We start from the raw sequence: 17,966 nt of genomic DNA, 5'->3' as shown, positions 1-17,966 counted from the left end.
GCTGTAGATGATCGGGACGATGATGGATTATGAGCTGACGATAGGCTCTATCCTGCTGCATGCGGACCGTTTTCACGGAACCCGCGAGATCGTAGCGCGCCAGCCCGACGGCAGCATCACGCGTAGTTCCTATTCGCAGGTTCTCAACCGAGCGCGGCAGCTGTGCAATGCGCTGACCGGCCTGGGTGTGGTCGCGGGAGACCGAGTCGCCACTCTGGCCACCAATTCCTTACGGCATCTGGAGGTATATTTCGCCGTTCCGGCCATGGGTGCGATCATCCACACCGTAAACCCTCGGCTGTTCCCGGAGCAGATCGAGTTCATCATCAATCATGCGCAGGACAAGGTCCTGTTGGTTGAGCCGCAATTCGTTCCCCTTGTCGAGCAACTCAGGGCAAGCCTGAAAAATGTTCGTCACATCATTGTCATGGGGTCGGGCGGCAGTGACGCTGTTGGGCTTTTGCCTTACGAGGAATTGGTAGAAGCGGCTTCCGGCACCTTTGACTTTCCGGTGATCGCCGAACGGACCGGATCAGCGCTCTGTTACAGTTCTGGCACGACCGGGGTGCCCAAGGGAGTTCTTTATTCCCATCGCTCGGTAGTATTGCAATCACTGGTGATTTCGGGCGTCGACTGGTTCGCGGTCCGACGCCGGGACAGCCTGCTTCCCATAGTCCCCATGTATCATGTGAATGCATGGACGCTGCCTTTTGCAGCGGCGATGAATGGGTCGAAGCTTGTCCTTCCGGGCAGCGCCCTTGATTCACGCAGCCTGTTCGAACTGATCAGCAGGGAACAGGTGACGCTGGCCGCGGGGGTGCCCACCATCTGGAGCGACCTGATCCAGTTTCTGGAAGCGCAAGGCAAACGCATCGACTCGCTTGAGCGCGTAATCGTGGGTGGGACGGCTCCCACGCCTTCGATGATCAAAACGCTGGAGGAAAAATACGGCGTTCAAACCTGTCATGGCTGGGGGATGACCGAAACCAGTGCAGGCGGCCTTTTCAACGCTCCGCATGATTGGGATCATCTCGCCAATGAAGACAGGCGCGTCATGCTCGGCAAGCAGGGACGCACGCCCTATCCTTTCGACATTCGCATTGTCGATGCAGGCGGGGAAGAAGCTCCCTGGGATGGGAAGACTTTCGGCAACCTGCAGATTCGTGGTCCAAGCGTCACATCCTGCTATTATAACGGCGGTGGCCCCCCTGTCGAAGCCGCTCAGGACGGATGGCTCCCGACTGGCGACATCGCGATAGTTGATTCCGCTGGCTATGTCGAAATCGTGGATCGCGAAAAGGACGTCATCAAGTCCGGCGGAGAATGGATCAGTTCCATCGCGCTGGAAAATATCGCTACGTCTCACCCCGATGTTGCCGAAGCCGCGGTCATCGGCGTTCCGCATCCAAGATGGGATGAAAGGCCGCTGCTGGTCGTCGTTCCTCGCGGGGGCTGTCGACCGGATCCCGCCGACCTCATCGCCTATTTCGCAGGCAAGTGCGCGAAATGGTGGATTCCCGACGAGGCCGTGTTGGTGGACAGCATCCCACGGCAAGCAACCGGCAAGGTCTTCAAGGCGCGGCTACGGGAAGACTATGCACACGCCAGAGCGCCAAGCGCGCCCAGTGAAGCCGGCCCAAATACGGTCTGAATTGCCAGGCCCCCGCTTTTCCTCACGCATTTTTCGGCGGGCCTGCTGATATGACCAGCAACAGACATTCGGACATCAAAGAATAGCGGCGGGAGCAGGTAAGTGGTTCATATCCAGGATGATCTGGCCAAGGCACAGGACGAGTTCCTGCCGCTTGGTGACCCTGAATTTGTCAAAAATCCCTATCCCTGGTTCGAACGGCTGCGCAAGGAACGCCCCTTGCATCGGCTGCCGAATGGCACCTATGTCGTGTCACGCTACCATGACATCGTCAAATATGGGCGGTTGCCCGAGCTGACGATATTGGAACCGGAGGACGCGCCGGAAAATGCCTTTACGGCGGGCTTTGGCGATACGATGCTCAGCAGGGAAGGCCCGGCGCATGTCGCGCTGCGCGGCCGCACCGCCAAATGGTTTACCCCGCCGCTGATAAGACAATATGCAGCGGCTGCCGAAAAGGCGGTCAACCAGGTGCTGGATGATTATCAGCCTGGCGAAGTGATCGACGGGCACCACAAGCTGGGCATGATCCCGACGCACGCGCTGATGTGTGACGCGCTCCAACTGCCCACCGACGATCCCGAGTCCGCCGTGAGTGCCATGCTGGACGTGATGCGTGGAATCAGTTCAGTCGCCACCGCTAAAGATGACGAGATCGCCGCGCAGGGTTTCGCTTATTTGCGGTCTCGCGTGATGGATCTGATTTCCTACAAAAAGGAAAATCCTGGCACGGGGCTGGCTGATGCGCTTATCAAGGCTGAAGAAAATGGAGAGATCACACGCGAGGAGATGATCCAGACGCTTTCGCTGTTCTGGGGATCTGGCGCGCATAATCCATCTTACCTCATTGGTGCGGCGCTAGAATATTTCGCAGGACATCCTGATCTTTATCAGATTTATCGCGAGAAACCGGAGAAGCGGCGCGCGATCCTGAATGAGATCATACGACTGTTCCCTGCGGAATTGTCATTCATACGGAATACCACGAAGCCGGTGGAGATATTGGGCACGCTGATTCCGGAACGTACGCCGGTCCGCTTCCTGCTCAATTCGGCCAATCGCGACCCTGATGTTTTCCCCGATCCGGACAAGGTGGATATCGATCGTCCGCCCAAAGCCATGCCGCTCAGTTTCGGTATCGGCCCGCACGCATGCGCGGGGACCGCCATTGCTCGGATCGGGGCGGAGATTATCTTCGACATCGTTGCCAACCGGGTGAGGCGGATTGAATTAGCTGGAGATTCAGTCTTCGATGCCACGGACAGATCGCGCGCTTTTATCAGTCAGGCGCTCAGGCTTTATCTCGACTGACAGGAGTCCGCTTCCATGACGCGATAAGAGCGGCGACATGATAGCGTTTGGGATTGCCGCTGCCAATCGTGATCCAGCCGTCTTCATTGATGCCAGCCGCTTTGACCCCACGCGCGACAACGGCAATAGTTTGATTTTTGCATATGGTCCTTGGGTATGCACTTGGCGCGCCGTGAATTGGAAGCCGCGCTGCCCTCGCATCAATAGAGCTGCGTGATTTAACAAGCAGATTGAACCGCTTGTCCCCTGCGTCTTAGTAGGCGCAGGGGGACGGACAGTAACTATCCTGCGTCTCAGTTTCCGTTGATCACCTTCGCTCGCTCGGCTGGCGTCAGCGCTTCGGCATTGATATCGGACTCGTCGATCGCCTCTTCGCGCGCTTCCCCCGCCTCGCGGGTGGCGTCCGCCTTGGCCTGCATCATGTCCTCGGCGGTGCCGCTCATATTGTCTGCCATGGCGTCCATCTTGTCGGCCTTATTCTCTGCGGCTTCCTGCGCCTGTTCGCCCAACTTGTCGTCACCCTTGCCGCCGCACGCCGCAAGGGTCAGGCTCATGCCGATAATAGCTGCCAAGGTCGTTGTGCGCTTCATAATCTCACTCCCTCTGTTGAACCAGCTTAACGTCCAACAGCGGACTTGGCTCCGCGCCATCATCAGAGTCAGCAAAGTTCCTAATTCCAGTTTCGGCGCGCCATTCTCCCTAAATGCCGGGCACTCGGCTTTACAGTGCGCTTCTTGGTGTCTCTGTTCACTGCAATCAGGCCGAACTTCGGACGATAACCAAAAAGCATTCAAAATTATCGAGCAAAGACCAATGAATATATCCGCGCACGTCGATCCTGTCGTCAATGGCGGCTCTAAGGCCGCGTGATGCTTCGTCATTGTATCGGATCCAGTGCCTTGGCTTTCCGAGGCGCATGAAGGTTGGACTGCGTGTCGGGGGCGTTAAAGTCCATGAGATACGTCCTTCCAATGACGTGGCGCTGCTGGTGGACGCGCGCTTCTCTTGACAACCGACGGAGAAGGCAGGTGTCCGATGGGTGCAACCCAACCTTATCCAAGTGGGCCAGGTGCTCTCCGTCGAACGACCGAACTTCTGGATCGCCCAGATTGCTGTACGTCGAAATGAGCAGCGATTTATCGAACCAGCAATTTTGGCGGCCTCCCGTTTGCGGGTCGGGGGCCGGCGAGACGTTTCCTCCGTGTAGCAGTTGCGAGACGAGGGGGAATATGAACTTTTTCAAAAGAATGTGCCTTGGCACTGTAGTCAGCAGCTTGGCTCTCGGCACCGGCATTCTGCCGGCTGGGGCGCAGGCGCAACAAACGGCGGCTACTGGCGTGGAGTTGAACATCCCCCCTGGCCCGGTCAGCCGAGCGGCCATCGCTTTTTCGCAGGCGGCGGGCGTGCAGTTGATCCTTGATTCCAGCGTCGCGAACGGCGTTTCCTCGCCAGGTGTGCGCGGCCGTTATCCAGTCGCCGACGGCTTGGCCCGCTTGCTTGCGGGCACGGGCCTGACATTCCGTTACAGCAGCAGCAATGTGATCGTGATCGAGCGTGCACCCGAAGCGTCTACATCTGGCGCTCGCACATTCGATCGCGTGCTGGTCGAAGGAACGCGTGAGACGGGAAATGGTGCAGGCGGGGGTGCCTTCGCTGCGCTTGACGGCTTTGGTTCCGGTGCTGGGGCTAGCGGCAGTTCGGACGTGACGGCGACCGAAGGTACGAGGAGCCTGACAAGCAACGGTGTCACGGTCGGCGGCCGTACCCCCGTAGCGCTCAAGGATATTCCCCAGTCGGCGAGCGTCGTCACGTCGGCGCGGCTTCAGCAACAGAATATCACCAATGTTCAGGACGCCTTGCAGCAAATGCCAGGTATCACTGTGCAAACCGTGCAGACTGGCCAGCAGAGGTATCTGTCGCGCGGCTTCATCGTGGATTCCTTTGCAACCGATGGCGGGGCCGTCAGCACTTTCCTGCGCGATGCTCCGGCGCCGGACATGGCGCAATTTGACCATGTCGAAGTTCTGCGCGGCGCCGATGCCTTGTTCGGCGGCGCGGGCAATCCCAGCGGCACCGTAAACCTTGTGCGGAAACGCCCGCTGGATCATCAGCAGTTTTCATTCGAGCTGCAGGGCGGTTCGTGGAACAATTACCGGGGCGTGATCGACGCTAACGGACTGCTGACTGAAGATGGCCGCGTTCGCCAGCGTTTTGTCCTGTCCTATCAGGACAAGGAAGCTTTCTACGATTTCGAGCAATCCAGCACCATCAACCTTTATGGTGTCACCGAAGCGGACCTCGGCCCGCGCACGCTGGTGCGCGTGGGCGGCTCTTACCAATATCGTGATATTCAGGGACCGATCAATTTCGGCCTGCCATTCGGCAATGACGGAAAAGATCTGCAACTTCGCCGATCCTTCTCCTTGAGTTCGCCTGATGATTACCAGAACTCACATACTTACGGCGCGTTCGGGCAGATCGATCATCAGTTTTCCGACCGCTGGTCCGTGGTCGTGAAAAGCGAGTGGCAGAAATATACGCGAGATGCGAGGCAGATCGCATTTTCAAACAACATCGCATCGACCCAAGTAAATATCCCCGTCAGACATCTGGCCACCGCAGCGATGCTCGAAAATGAGCTTACGAGCTTCAACGCGTCGGCGGCGCTTTCCGGTCAATTTGATCTTTTCGGGCAAACCCAAAAGGTAACGCTGGGCGCCGACTATCTCAAGACCAGGCAAAAGAATACGGCCGATCAGGCCAACGTTTTCTACACCTTTCCGCTCGCCCAATATGATCCCGATCTGATTGTGTTTCCCTCCACGCTTCCCGACGGGTCGATCCGCACGCAAGAGGCGCGGCAAATCGGCGTCTATGGCAAGCTCGATCTTAAACCGCTGTCCTTCTGGCATCTTAGCCTTGGCGCCCGCTTGAACTGGTTCGAACTGGATTCTACCAATTTCGTTCGATTTGGAACGTTCACCAGCACTATCGTGGCGCCGACCAACAAGGTGAACGCCCATCTCAGTCCCGGTGTCTCAACCTCCTTCGACATCACCGAAAATCTGAGCCTCTATGGAAGCTGGTTCCAGATTTTCACGCCGCAGGCGACCTTTATCACTGCCGAAGGTGACACATTGCCGCCTGTTACCGGCGACACCTATGAGGTTGGGGTCAAGGGCAGCTTCATGGACGGGAAGATCAATGCATCGCTCAGCTTTTACAAGCAGATGAGCGAAAACAGGGCCGTTCAGACAGGCTTTGGATCTATCCGTCCTGGGTATAGCTGCTGCTATGTCAATGGCGGGCAGTATCAGAACAAGGGGATCGATTTCGAAGTGGGCGGGGAGGTGCTGAAGAACCTTCAGGTCCAATTATCCTACAATTATGTGAAGGAGGATTTCGACCGGGACGTCGCTAATACGGCTGGCGGTGCATTTGTTACGCAGCAGCCGAAGCACCAGATCAAGTTGTGGAGCGACTATGATGCCGGATCGTTGCTGAAGGGGCTCCACCTCGGCTTGGGCTTCCGCCTCGAAAGCTCGCGATATACCGTCGGAACAGCCTGTATAAACGGCGACTTCGACACAAATTCGGGCCTCTGCAGAAGGGATAATTTGACCGTCCCGTTCACGCCGTTCAACTTCACGCAGCCCGAATATCACGTCTTCGATGCGCGCATAGGATATGACATCACGGACGCATTGTCGGCCTCGTTGAACGTCACGAATATCAATGACGCGAAATATTATCGCACCATCGGCAGCAACAGGCTTGGCAACTTCTACGGAGAACCGCGCGCCTTCATGCTCGCCTTGCGCGGGCGGCTGTAAAGCCGCGCATATCCGCCGGTGATTTGGCTTCGGTCACACCGGCGGTGATTTGACTGAAATGAACGGCGCATCGCCGTGTCCTGCCGGACGGCGACGCCCGGCAAGAAAATGGAGCATTGACCTTGATCGACACCGACGAAAGCAGTTTTGACCAGAATGTCCAAGGCGAAGTGCCCGTGCTGGTCGATTTCTGGGCGCCGTGGTGTGGGCCTTGCCGCGCGTTGCTGCCTCATATCGAGAAGATCGAAGAGGAATATGGCGACCGGCTGAAGATCGTGAAGGTGAATATCGAAGACTGGCCCGCCATTTCGGCACGGTTCAATGTTCGCAGCATACCGACCCTGATCCTGTTCTCAAACGGTGAGGAACAGGGGCGGGTGACCGGTCCGACGCCGGGGCGCCTCAAAGTGTCGGTCGAGCAATGGTTCAGTGAACTCGGGCTGGATGCACAGGGCACTGCGGCGCTCTCCGAGGTCGACGCGCCGAAGCAAAAATCGCAGGAGTGGCGTAGTTTTTCCGGTGATGAGGCTGTGAAGGCTGCGTGCCTATCTCGCTGGGAGAATGCCAAGGTTCCTTCGATATCCAATGCGCCCGCTCTCATATTGCCGGGAGACGGGGCTGACTTCCAGGATGTCGTTGGCGTTCCGGCCGCCTTGGGCGCGATCCTGGACATGATGTGGATACTGCAGGATTCGAGCGATCCGTCGACCCTCGATCTTGTGCACCAGCAGATCACCCATGTGGTGCGGGCCATTCCGGTAGGTGTCGATACCGGCAGCGTGCCCTTCGCGTTTCTGTATGACTTCGTCTATAATTCACAGTGGAACATCCCCCATTATCTGAATGACGAGACGGCCGTCGATTTGCTGGCACAGGTGCGGGCATTGCATGATCGGGAACGTGCGGATCAGGCAGTCCCCGAAGCGGAGTGGGAAAAGCTTCAGCGCGAAGCCATTTTGCTGGATCAAGCCGATGACGGCGGGCGTGCCTCTCAAGCCCTTGAGGAATTGGCCCATCCGCTCTGCCAGCAGCCCGCCATGCTCATCAGCAAGGTGGTAGACATGGCTATCCGGGACTTTGACGTTTATCCCGATTGGAGCCGGGAAGATGGTGCCCTGGTCCTATTGGCGAACCGGGAGGATTTTGACGCCGCCAGGGAAAAGCTAGGGGATAAGCCCAAGGATTCCGCCGAAGCTGAGCGCTGGTCCAAGTCGGTCGATGAGCAAACGCGGCAGGCAAGGCAGAACAGGCGCCTTGCTGAACCCGAATTATGGGGGCGCTACGATGCCTGGCTGGTCTTCCGCATGAAGGTTCGGCTGAACATCGTCCGGCATATCGCGGAGGATCTGATCAGCCGCCTTTCTTCGCTCGGCAAATAAGCGCTTTTCGAGATTTTCCCGAAAAATCGAGTTCTAATCCTCTGTCTTATACTTTCGTTCCAGTTCCGCCGTCGAAAGGCCTGTTTCATGCTTCCCGCCCAAACGCTCCGCGATCGCAGAGACTACCGGATCGACGGACGGTTCCTGCGGCGCATGTTCGTATTTTCGCGCCCCTACTGGACTCGCAAGGGTGCGTGGCCTTCTTGGTGCGCGCTCGGCGTCTGGATCGCCTTCGCCTTTGGCGAAACCGCCTTGGGCGCGAAGCTTTCGTTTCTGACCAAACAGATGAGTGACGCGCTCATTCAGCGGCAGGAGGTCGCCTATTGGCAATATTTCCTGTTGCTGGCGCTGGTTGGACTTTTGATTAGCCGCCCGCCGGATGTCGGCCTGCTGAATCATCTGTTCAACTATCTGTTCGAGCGGCTCGTTCTGCACTGGCGCACTTGGACCACGCGCGATCTCGTAGGCCGGTTCCTCGGTAACCGGGTCTATTACCGGATCGAGCAGGATGCCGATCTCGATAACGTCGATCAGCGCATGCAGGCGGAAGTCGGCCAGTTGTGCCGTATGATCACGTTACTGCCCAATGTCATATTCGGGTCCTTGTCAGGACTGAGCGTCCAAGGCTGGATTCTCTATAGCATCACGCCCGTCCTGTTCTTTGGCGTTCTGATCTACGGCGTCACGATGACGGTGGTCATCTTCCTGATCTATCGCCCCTTTATCCGGCTCAGCTTCGATTCTACGGTGGCGGAGGCCGACCTGCGTTTCGGCATGTTGCACGTCCGCATCAACGCGGAAACGGTGGCCTTGTACCGCGGCGAGATGGCGGAGGCGGCCAGCATCGACAATCGCCTGATGCGCGCCATCAGGATCGGGATCGCGCAGGCACGCTATCAGGTGGTGATGGGCGGCATTAAAGCTGGGCTCGGCGCGGTCTGGCTGGCGCTGCCGGCCATGATCCTGGTGCCGATGTATTTCGACAATCAAATCAGCTTCGGCACCATCGCACAAGCGACGGCTTCGGCGGCCCTGCTGCTGAACAATTTCAAGACCATCACTGATTTCGTGCCGGTATTCGCCAACAGCGCGCCGCACGTTGTGCGCCTTGTCGAGATCATGGAGAAGGCGGACGCCGTCGCCAAAAACACGACCGATAGCAGCCGATCGATCCGCTTCAGCCATGACGACAATATCCGCATCGACAAGCTGACCCTACAGACGCCGGGTAAGGAGCGCACGCTGCTGCGCGATTTGACGATGACGATCCAGGGCGGCGAGAATGTCCTGATCGTCGGCCGGACCGGCGTCGGCAAGAGTTCGCTGCTGCGCGCGCTCGCGGGGCTTTGGCGCGAAGGGAAGGGCGAGATCGGCATGCCGTCCCCTGACGAGATGCTGTTCCTGCCCCAACGGCCCTACATGCTGCTCGGAAGCCTGCGCGAGCAGTTGCTCTACCCCAACACGGATCGGGTCATGCCCGAGGCGCAATTGCAGGAACTGCTGGAAAAGGTGTCCCTTCCAAATCTGGCGGCGATGCATGGCGGCTTCGACAGCGTGATCGACTGGGCGCGCGTGCTGTCGCTGGGAGAGCAGCAGCGGATCGGCTTTGCCCGGGCGCTTGCGGCCGCGCCGCGCTATGTCGTGCTGGATGAAGCGACGAGCGCGGTGGATGGGGGAACCGAGCGGCAACTATACGAGGCGCTGGCGCAAAGTGGTGCGACCTATCTCAGCGTCGGACATCGCGCCACATTGCTCGCCTATCACAGCCGGGTCCTCCAGCTGCTGCCGGGCGGCGACACCGTCCAGAGGAAAAGCGATCCGGCTGATCATGTAGAACTCGCCTGACGCGACGCATCTTTTTCACTTTCTTCCAAGGACCTGTCATGCCCCTTTCCGACACCGCGCTCATTCCCCGTGCGGACCTTTTCGGCAATCCTGAACGCGGCGGGTGCCAGATCAGCCCTTGTGGCCGGTGGCTTGCCTTCTCCGCGCCTCGCGATGGCGTCATGAACCTGTGGGTATGCGAGCGCGGCGCTGATCTTGCAGAAGCGCGGCCGATCACGGCCGATCGCGGGCGCGGAGTCACGGAATTCTTCTGGGCCTACGATGGGGTCCATCTGATGTTCATGCAGGACAGCAATGGCGACGAGAATGTCCACCTGTTCGCTGTCCCGACAGCAGGTGGAGAGACGCGCGACATGACGCCCTTTCCCGGCGTGCGCGCTTCGACGTTCCCGGCGGAACGGAAGCATCCCGGAACTTTGCTGGTGATGCTGAACAAGCGCGATCCGCGCTATCCCGACATTTTCCGTCTTGACTTGGCCAGTGGCGAATTGACGCTGGTAATGGAAAATAGCGGCTTCGGCGGCTTCGTCATCAATGACGATTACCGGCCAGTCCTGGGCATGCAGCCGCAGCCTGATGGTGGCATGGCGCTGGTCAAGCTGGACGGCGACAAACGCGAAACGTGGCGCATCATCGACGAATGCGATGTCACCAACACGCGTCCCGCCAGCCTGCATGCGGATGGCAGGACGCTCTACATGCTGGATAGCCGGGGCCGGGATACGGCCGCGCTGGTCAGCTATGACCTGTTGGGCGATCCGGACAAGGGCACGGTGATCGCAGAGCATCCGCGTGCCGACATCAGCGGCGTGTGGACCGATCTTGAAAGCCATGCGCCGATCGCCTGGACAGCGACGTTCGAGCGGCGGGAGGTCCATCTGCTGGGCGACCAGATCAGGGCCGATGTCGAGTTTCTTGACAGCCAGAATCTGGGCGAATGGTCGGTCGCCAGCCGCACTTCGGATGACCGGATGTGGACCTTGCGGGTTGCGACCGACGTTAATCCGCCCAGCATGTACCTCTACGAACGGGACGGCATGGTGCTGACCAAGCTCTATGACATGCTGCCTAAGCTCGCTGGGGCACCGCTGGCGCATATGCACGCCCTGACGATCACCAGCCGCGACGGGTTGCCGCTCGTCAGCTATCTGACGCTGCCGCGCCATGCCGAGGTGCCAGGCCAGCCGCTGGCCAGTTCAGAGCCATTGCCGCTCGTCCTGCTCGTCCATGGCGGACCGCGCATGCGTGACGCCTGGGGCTTCAACGTCACGCATCAGTGGCTCGCAAACCGCGGATATGCGGTACTCGCGGTCAACTTCCGTGCTTCAACCGGCTTCGGTAAGTCGTTTCTGACTGCGGGCGATGGCGAATGGGGCGGCAAGATGGATGACGATCTGGTCGATGCTGTCAGCTGGGCCGTCGAGCAGGGCATCGCTGACCGTAACCGGCTATGCATCATGGGGGGCAGCTATGGTGGATATGCGACCTTGTGGGGTTTGACCGCCCATCCTGATCTTTATGCTTGCGGCGTCGATATCGTCGGGCCGTCCAACCTGGAAACGCTGGCGGGATCGATCCCGCCCTATTGGGAAGCGGCGAAGAACCAGCTTTACCGGATGATCGGCCATGCCGAGACGACCGAAGGCCGTGCGCTTATGCGTGAACGTTCGCCGGTGCATCGCGCAGGCCGCATCGCCAGGCCGCTGCTGATCGGGCAAGGCGCCAATGATCCCCGCGTCAAGCAGGCGGAAAGCGATCAGATGGTTGCCGCGATGAAGGCCAACGGGGTGCCAGTGACGTACGTCCTTTATCCGGACGAAGGGCACGGGTTCCGCCGGCCTGCGAACAATATCCGTTTCCAGGCTATTACCGAAGAATTTCTGGCGCAGAACCTGGTTGGACGCAGCGAACCTCTCGCTCCGGGCGAGGTCGATGGCAATACGGCGGTCATTGTCGAAAATTCATTGACCTGAAAACACCACCGCCGCTTGCGGCCTCCTCAAGCTGCAAGCGGCGGCTTCCATTGTCTGCAGCCTCCTCAAGTCGCAGACAACGGTTTCGGTCGTCAGCCGATCAGCAGCAGCGCCACGGCTAACGACAACATGAAGGCCATCACCGTCGCCGCGACGATGACCATGAGGGGTTTGACGCCCGCCTCCATCAGCTTGGGAAGCGGCGATCGAATTGCGGTCGCAGTGACGGCAGCAGCCAGTAGCGCGGTTGCCGCCTTGGCTGAAAGCACCGACATGGCAGACGGGATGATGCCGGTCGAATTGACGGCTGCGAGCAGGAAGAAACCGGCGACGAACCAGGGGAAGGGCGTTCCTCCACCAGACGCGCCTTCCCGCCGCACGATCAGCGGCACAATGGCGAGGACGGGGGCGAGCAGGGCCACGCGCGTCAACTTGACGATGGCCGCAATCTGTCCCGCGCCGTCGGAATAGGCATAGCCAGCGCCAAGCGCCTGCGCCACGTCATGGATGGAAGCTCCGAGCAGGAAGCCCGCATTTATATCAGGAAGATGCAAAAGATGAGCGGCGATGGGATAAAGCACCATCGCGCCCGCGCTCATGGCGGATATGCCGACGAGCACGAGCGTGAGTTGCGCATCGTTCACGCGCTTGGGGCCCAATGTGGTGGCGAGCGCCATGGCGGCGCTGCCCCCGCAGATGGCGACCGACCCCCCAGCCAGGAGGCCGAAGGGCGTGTCATATCCCGCCAGCCGGGCAGCGCATATGCCCGCAGCAATGGTGATTGCGACGATTGCCGCGATGGAAACAAGTGCGACCGGGCCCAGTCCCGCGATTTCTCCCATGGTGACGCGGGTGCCTGCCAGGACGATGCCCCAGCGCAGCAGCGACCGGGCGGCGAAGTTCAATCCAGGCTGCAGCCGGACGTCACTGGATAGGAAGTTGAGCGACAGGCCGAGCAGCAAGGCCATCAGGGTCAGCGGCGCGCCATAATGATCCGCCATGAATCCGGCCGCAAGCGTTCCCAGCGCGACGATGACAAGCCCGGGTGCAAAATCCCTTCCGCGGGATCGCTTGAGGGGTGGCACATCGCAATAAAGGTCAGCGCCAATCATGGCCCGCATGACGATTTATTCCGCGCTGCTGGGGACCAGCGGTCCCTTTTCGCGAATGCTGTTCCGGCGCTTCAGGACCATTGCGTCATGAAGCCGTTCGACCATGTCACTGCCCGTGGTGATGAACAGGCCCGGAATGATGGCGTGCACCATGCAGGCAAGGCCAGCTGTCACCATGGAAAAGCCGAAGCGTGATGCCATCACGAAATGTTCGCCATAAGTCTCGTTTACGGCCGCAGGATGTTCTGTGAACAGCTTCCGGATCATGGTCTTACCCCCAAATTTTCGATAAGGCGATCCTACTCCCGTACCTGGAGAAATGATTTTCTATTTTTCGAAAATAACGGGATAAGGTAGTAGATCATGCCAGGGAAATGCTGAACATGGAGAACATCATTCTCGATCACACTGACCGCAAAATTCTGAACCTGCTTCAGCAGGATGCAACACTCACCGTTGCGCAGATCGCCGATCAGGTGGGACTATCGCAGACGCCGTGCTGGAAACGCATCAAGCGGTTTGAGCGGGAAGGGCTGATCAAGGGGCGCGTGACGCTGCTTGACCGTCATCAGCTGGGCCTTGGCGTCATCGTGATCGTCACGGTGAAGACCGCCGATCATAGCGACCAATGGCTGCAGACATTTGCGGAAGGCGTATCCCTCATCCCCGAAGTGGTCGAATTCTTCAGGATGAGCGGCGATATCGATTATCTGTTGAAGATCGTCGTGCGCGACATCAGCGATTATGACCGCATCTATCGTAAACTGACCAAGATCGCGAAGTTGAGCGACGTCAGCTCGTCCTTCGCGATGCAGGAAATCAAATCGACGACGGTCCTGCCGCTTCCATCGTGAAGCGGCAGGACTGTCATTTGCCCGGCTATCGGGCGGTTGCGACCTTATATTCGACCGGCACCACGAAATCGATCCGGTCGCCTGCTTCGCTAGAGGGAGGAGCGGGCAGGGGCGACGCGCGGCGCGCCAAATCCAGCGTTGCACGGTCGAGGAGGGGATTCTTGCGGCTTCGTTCGATCGAAGCGTCCAGCACCTTGCCGGAGCGGTCGATCGTCAGGTGCAGATAGACGATATCCTCGATGCCCCGCCGTTGGGCTTCGCCAGGATATCTCTTCTTGCGGTCCAGCGTCGCCACCACCATCGCTTCCCACCGCTTTTCGGCTGAGGCAAAGCCTTGCGCGGCTGCCCCCTTGACCGGAGCCGCCATCGCAGGGGCAGGCGGGGCGATCGGAACCGGCGGAGCGCTGGCCCTGTCGGACTCCTGCTTCTTGCGCGGAGCATCGTCCTGAACTGTTGGCCGCGGCGTCACCTTCTTCTGCGGCGGGGTAACCACAGGTGCGGAGGCGGTGGGAACCTCGGGTATGTCGAGCGGCTCCTTTTCAGGCACCGGTTCATCCACCGCCTTTGATCGCTCCGCCTCGGGACCGGGCGGAATCGGAGAGGGCGGCTGCGGCATCGCCATTGGGTCAGGCGCCATGGTCAGCGCAATCGCTGGCGGCAATGTGGAAGGAGGCGGGGGGGTGTTGACGATGCCCACTGCAAGGCCTGCCACCACCAGCGCGTGAGCGCCAATGGAGATCATCAGGCCGCGTGACCAGCGCTGTCCGTCCCCTGCCGTCATCCGCCCGCTTTCCGGCAGCGCCTGGGGTTCAATCCGCTCCGCTGCTGACGGCAACGAGCGAGACCTTGTAATATCCTGTGTCGCGAAGGGCATTGAGCAGACCCATCAAATGTTCGTAATCCACAGCCTTATCGGCACGCAGGAAAATCTGCGTTTCGCGATTTCCCTTGGTCTCCGCCAGCAAAGCGTCCCCGATCTTCTGGCGATCGACCTTCCTGTCACCGATGGAAACAGCGAAGTCCGATTGCAACGTCACATAGACGGGCTTCGATTCGGGTTGTTTCTGCTGGGCGTTTGATACCGGCAGATTGACCGGCACGTCCACCGTGCTGAGCGGCACCGTAACCATGAAGATCACCAGCAGCACCAGCATGACGTCGATGAAAGGGGTGACGTTGATTTCGTGCGTTTCGGCAAGGCCGTCATCCGCATGTGCGATATGGATGGCCACGTCAGACCTCCATGCCCAGCGTTCCGGCCTTGTCGGAGGTGGGATTGCGATGCAGCTCGATTTCAGGCGAACGGCCGTGCCGCCGCTCTGATTCATGCTCCAGAACGCAGGCCACCATCACCGCCGCTTCCGACAGCATCCGGCGATATCCCGCGATCGATCGTGACAGCGTGTTGTAGATCAGCACCGCCGGAATGGCGGCCGCAAGGCCCAGGGCCGTTGCGAACAGAGCCTCGGCAATGCCGGGCGCGACCACGGCGAGGCTTGTCGAATTGCTCTGTGCGATGCCGAGGAAGCTGTGCATGATCCCCCACACGGTGCCTGCGAGGCCGACGAACGGCGCGGTTGCGCCGATGGACGCGAGAACGTTCGTGCCCTGCAGCATGTGGTGAATGGCCCTCGCTTCGATGATGGGGAAACGGACGCCGACGCGTTCCTCTACGCCGCGAATCGCGCGGAACGACGGTGAATTGCCGATGCCGTCCAGTTCCGACCGGACCATCTCCACCATTTCCTTAATGGCAGGGTAATGGACGGTCGCAGCTCCGTCGAGCGACGTGGCGCGCGATAGAAGGTCCACGTCATTCTTCAACGCGACCTTGGCAGCGCGAAGCTGGCCATGTTTGACAAACCAGATTGCCCAGGTTGCGATGGACGCGATCACAAGGATCGCCATCACGCCCTTCACCACCGGATCGGCATGAGCGATGATCTCGAATAGCTGATTATTGGACGTGCTGACCGTAACTCCGCCGACCGGTTGCGCCCAGGCAGGCGAAACGAGCGCAAGACTGATCGCCATGCCCCATGCCCCTGCGAATATGGATCTGCCTTGTGGATATCGCGTCATCTTGAAAACCCATCATCCTATTGCCGCTCTCAGGAAGGAAACGACCCGCGATGGGCCTTCCCGCAAAGCAGGCAGCAAGAAAGTTTTGGGCGTTCGAACCAGGGTAGCTTCGCGCAAACTGCGCATGCGCAGGCCGCGCCGATATAATACGCACTTGACGGCCCCGATGATAAAGGAAATGGTCGCCTTCTTGTAAGATTGCGCCGTCCTGTGGGAGAGAAGGCAGGCGTCAGGTCGCGGGGCGGGTCATGTCTTGTATCACATCGCGTAATGTAGCCAGTTTGTTTCAATTTAGCGTCGGCCGGGCACGATGAGGCGGTTGTTCACCGCAAGAAAGCCGTTGACCGTCCAGCAGCTGGCAGACCTCTTCAGTCATATGCAACCCGATTTACAGGCGGTTGGCGTGAGGCGGACGGGGAACCCTGAAACAGCGGCCGACCTGGTCCACGAAGTCTTTTTGAAATTGCAGTCGATCCGCACGCCCCTCTACAGCGACGGCGAGGCACGCGCCTATATCTACAGGATGATGCAGAATTTGGCGATCGACCATGTGCGAACCGAAAGCCGGCGGTCTGCGATAATCGACGGAGCGCAGATCCTGTTCGAGGATGCGGTCATGTCGCCGGAGGCCATAGCGATCTCGCGAGATCAACTGCGTCGGATCGATCGTGCGCTCGGCGACCTGCCACCCAAATGCCGGGAAGCGTTCGTGATGACCCGCGTCACCAACCTGACGCACAAGGAAATTGCCGAACGGCTGGGCGTTTCGGTCAGCCTGATAGAAAAATATCAGCTTCGCGCTTTGCGCCACTGTCGCGATTTTCTTGCTAACGATCTGCAATAGTTGTTTTATAATAATGTGTAGGGTAGCTCTTCATCAATCCAAATGTGAGCGATTATGACATGATGCGGCTGGTGCATTCCTCCTCTGCCCGGTCAGACGACAATGCCGACGAACAAGCCCTGAACTGGGTCGTGCTCCTGACGTCAGGCCGTTTGACGGAAGAAGATGTCGCCGCGTTCCGGCGCTGGCGGGACCGTTCTTCCGGCAACAGGGAGGCGTTGGCGAAGGCGCGCGAAGCTTGGCGGCTGACGGGCGAAGCTCTGCCGCGTCTACGCCGCCGGGATTCATTCCGGCAATTCTGCCGCAGCCGCCTGACGCTGGCAATCGCGGCCTCCCTGGCGCTTACCATCGGGCTCAGCTATCAATATCAACATAGCTGGCAATATGATTATGTGAGCGGCGTCGGCGAACGCCGACCGGTGACGTTGGCGGACGGCAGTGAACTTATGCTGGGCGCGGATACCGCGCTGAAGGTCGACTTTTCGCAGGGCCAACGCCGGATCACCCTTGGGCGCGGGCAAATCATGCTGCAAGTCGTCCATGACGATGCGCGGCCGATGATCGTGTCGGCCGGTGCCGCAAATTACAGGGATGTCGGCACCATTTTCGGGGTCACCCGTGATAATGCGGCTTCCCAGATGGTAGTGGCGGAAGGCCTGGTCGAGGCGCAGGGCCGCAATCGCCGGGTTACTCTGGGGCAGGGCTGGTCGGCCTCTGTCGATGGACAAGGCTTCGTTCGCACGCGGCGGGTTGAGCCGACGCAGGAGCTTGCCTGGGCGAAGGGCCGGATGATCTTCAATGATCGTCCGCTGCGCGATATCGTTGGGGCGTTACGGCCATATTATCGCGGCCGGGTGTTCTTGCTTGATGCCACCGCTGCCAATCAGCGTTTGAGTGCGGTCGTCCAACTTGACAGTATTGACCTCTGGCTCACTGGCTTGAGCAAGACCAATCTCGTCAAAGTGAATTCGATCGGCAAGTTCCACCTGATAAGCTGACAAGCCTGCAGTGCATTGGCGCGCTGTTCGCTCGGACATTCCGGTTCCGGCATGCCCTTTGACAGGTTCGGCACGGATCAGCCT

General features: G+C 59.4%; 15 protein-coding genes. 9 read left to right on the top strand and 6 right to left on the bottom strand.

Annotation, left to right across the window (positions count from 1 at the left end):
- The first annotated feature begins 7 nt into the window (after positions 1–7).
- Both MU848_RS13455 and MU848_RS19080 read left to right on the top strand, forming a co-directional pair.
- Complete coding sequence (locus MU848_RS13455; RefSeq protein WP_201516236.1) at positions 8–1,651, top strand: long-chain fatty acid--CoA ligase; 1,644 nt, start codon at positions 8–10, stop codon at positions 1,649–1,651.
- A gap of 102 nt (positions 1,652–1,753) precedes the next feature.
- Positions 1,754–2,962: a cytochrome P450 gene (locus MU848_RS19080; protein ID WP_247233161.1), complete on the top strand. Its 1,209-nt coding sequence runs from the start codon at positions 1,754–1,756 to the stop codon at positions 2,960–2,962.
- 293 nt (positions 2,963–3,255) lie between these two features.
- Here MU848_RS19080 and MU848_RS13445 read toward each other — a convergent pair whose 3' ends face one another.
- On the bottom strand, positions 3,256–3,552 hold the full coding sequence (locus MU848_RS13445; RefSeq protein WP_201516234.1) for a hypothetical protein: 297 nt from the start codon (positions 3,550–3,552) through the stop codon (positions 3,256–3,258).
- A gap of 639 nt (positions 3,553–4,191) precedes the next feature.
- Here MU848_RS13445 and MU848_RS13435 point away from each other — a divergent pair.
- The 4 genes from MU848_RS13435 (at position 4,192) to MU848_RS13420 (ending at position 11,992) form a co-directional block, all read left to right on the top strand.
- Positions 4,192–6,795 carry a TonB-dependent siderophore receptor gene (locus MU848_RS13435; RefSeq protein WP_247233153.1) on the top strand — a complete coding sequence of 868 codons (2,604 nt, stop codon included), beginning with the start codon at positions 4,192–4,194 and terminating at the stop codon, positions 6,793–6,795.
- A gap of 122 nt (positions 6,796–6,917) precedes the next feature.
- Entirely contained in the window at positions 6,918–8,174 is a 1,257-nt protein-coding gene (gene trxA / locus MU848_RS13430; RefSeq protein WP_247233150.1) for a thioredoxin, read from the top strand.
- Between the two features lie 87 nt (positions 8,175–8,261).
- Positions 8,262–10,019 carry an ABC transporter ATP-binding protein/permease gene (locus MU848_RS13425; RefSeq protein WP_201516230.1) on the top strand — a complete coding sequence of 586 codons (1,758 nt, stop codon included), beginning with the start codon at positions 8,262–8,264 and terminating at the stop codon, positions 10,017–10,019.
- A 38-nt stretch (positions 10,020–10,057) separates the two neighbouring features.
- Positions 10,058–11,992, top strand: coding sequence for a S9 family peptidase (locus MU848_RS13420; RefSeq protein WP_247233148.1), 1,935 nt, complete (start codon positions 10,058–10,060; stop codon positions 11,990–11,992).
- 92 nt (positions 11,993–12,084) lie between these two features.
- Here MU848_RS13420 and MU848_RS13415 read toward each other — a convergent pair whose 3' ends face one another.
- The gene (locus MU848_RS13415) at positions 12,085–13,113 is read right to left on the bottom strand and encodes a YeiH family protein (RefSeq protein WP_247233147.1); all 1,029 of its coding nucleotides are present in this window, start codon (positions 13,111–13,113) and stop codon (positions 12,085–12,087) included.
- 6 nt (positions 13,114–13,119) lie between these two features.
- Positions 13,120–13,371: a DUF6356 family protein gene (locus MU848_RS13410; protein ID WP_247233146.1), complete on the bottom strand. Its 252-nt coding sequence runs from the start codon at positions 13,369–13,371 to the stop codon at positions 13,120–13,122.
- 116 nt (positions 13,372–13,487) lie between these two features.
- On the opposite strand from MU848_RS13410, the gene MU848_RS13405 reads away from it, so the two are divergent.
- Positions 13,488–13,958, top strand: a complete 471-nt coding sequence (locus tag MU848_RS13405) for an Lrp/AsnC family transcriptional regulator (protein ID WP_281494450.1) — start codon at positions 13,488–13,490, stop codon at positions 13,956–13,958.
- 25 nt (positions 13,959–13,983) lie between these two features.
- Here the strand turns inward: MU848_RS13405 and MU848_RS13400 are convergent, their stop codons facing one another.
- From MU848_RS13400 to exbB, 3 genes are read right to left on the bottom strand one after another with little or no spacing between them, the layout of a single operon-like run.
- Positions 13,984–14,739, bottom strand: coding sequence for an energy transducer TonB family protein (locus tag MU848_RS13400; protein WP_247233144.1), 756 nt, complete (start codon positions 14,737–14,739; stop codon positions 13,984–13,986).
- A gap of 28 nt (positions 14,740–14,767) precedes the next feature.
- Entirely contained in the window at positions 14,768–15,190 is a 423-nt protein-coding gene (exbD, locus tag MU848_RS13395; RefSeq protein ID WP_201516225.1) for a TonB system transport protein ExbD, read from the bottom strand.
- Between the two features lies 1 nt (position 15,191).
- Complete coding sequence (gene exbB, locus MU848_RS13390) at positions 15,192–15,992, bottom strand: tonB-system energizer ExbB (protein WP_247233142.1); 801 nt, start codon at positions 15,990–15,992, stop codon at positions 15,192–15,194.
- A gap of 358 nt (positions 15,993–16,350) precedes the next feature.
- On the opposite strand from exbB, the gene MU848_RS13385 reads away from it, so the two are divergent.
- Positions 16,351–16,884, top strand: a complete 534-nt coding sequence (locus MU848_RS13385; RefSeq protein ID WP_268933205.1) for an RNA polymerase sigma factor — start codon at positions 16,351–16,353, stop codon at positions 16,882–16,884.
- Between the two features lie 44 nt (positions 16,885–16,928).
- Positions 16,929–17,882 carry a FecR family protein gene (locus MU848_RS13380; protein ID WP_201516222.1) on the top strand — a complete coding sequence of 318 codons (954 nt, stop codon included), beginning with the start codon at positions 16,929–16,931 and terminating at the stop codon, positions 17,880–17,882.
- The last annotated feature ends 84 nt before the right edge of the window (positions 17,883–17,966 follow it).

This window comes from Sphingobium agri (assembly GCF_023051225.1).
Lineage (GTDB): Bacteria > Pseudomonadota > Alphaproteobacteria > Sphingomonadales > Sphingomonadaceae > Sphingobium > Sphingobium agri.
This window is presented reverse-complemented; position numbering and strand designations above follow the sequence as displayed.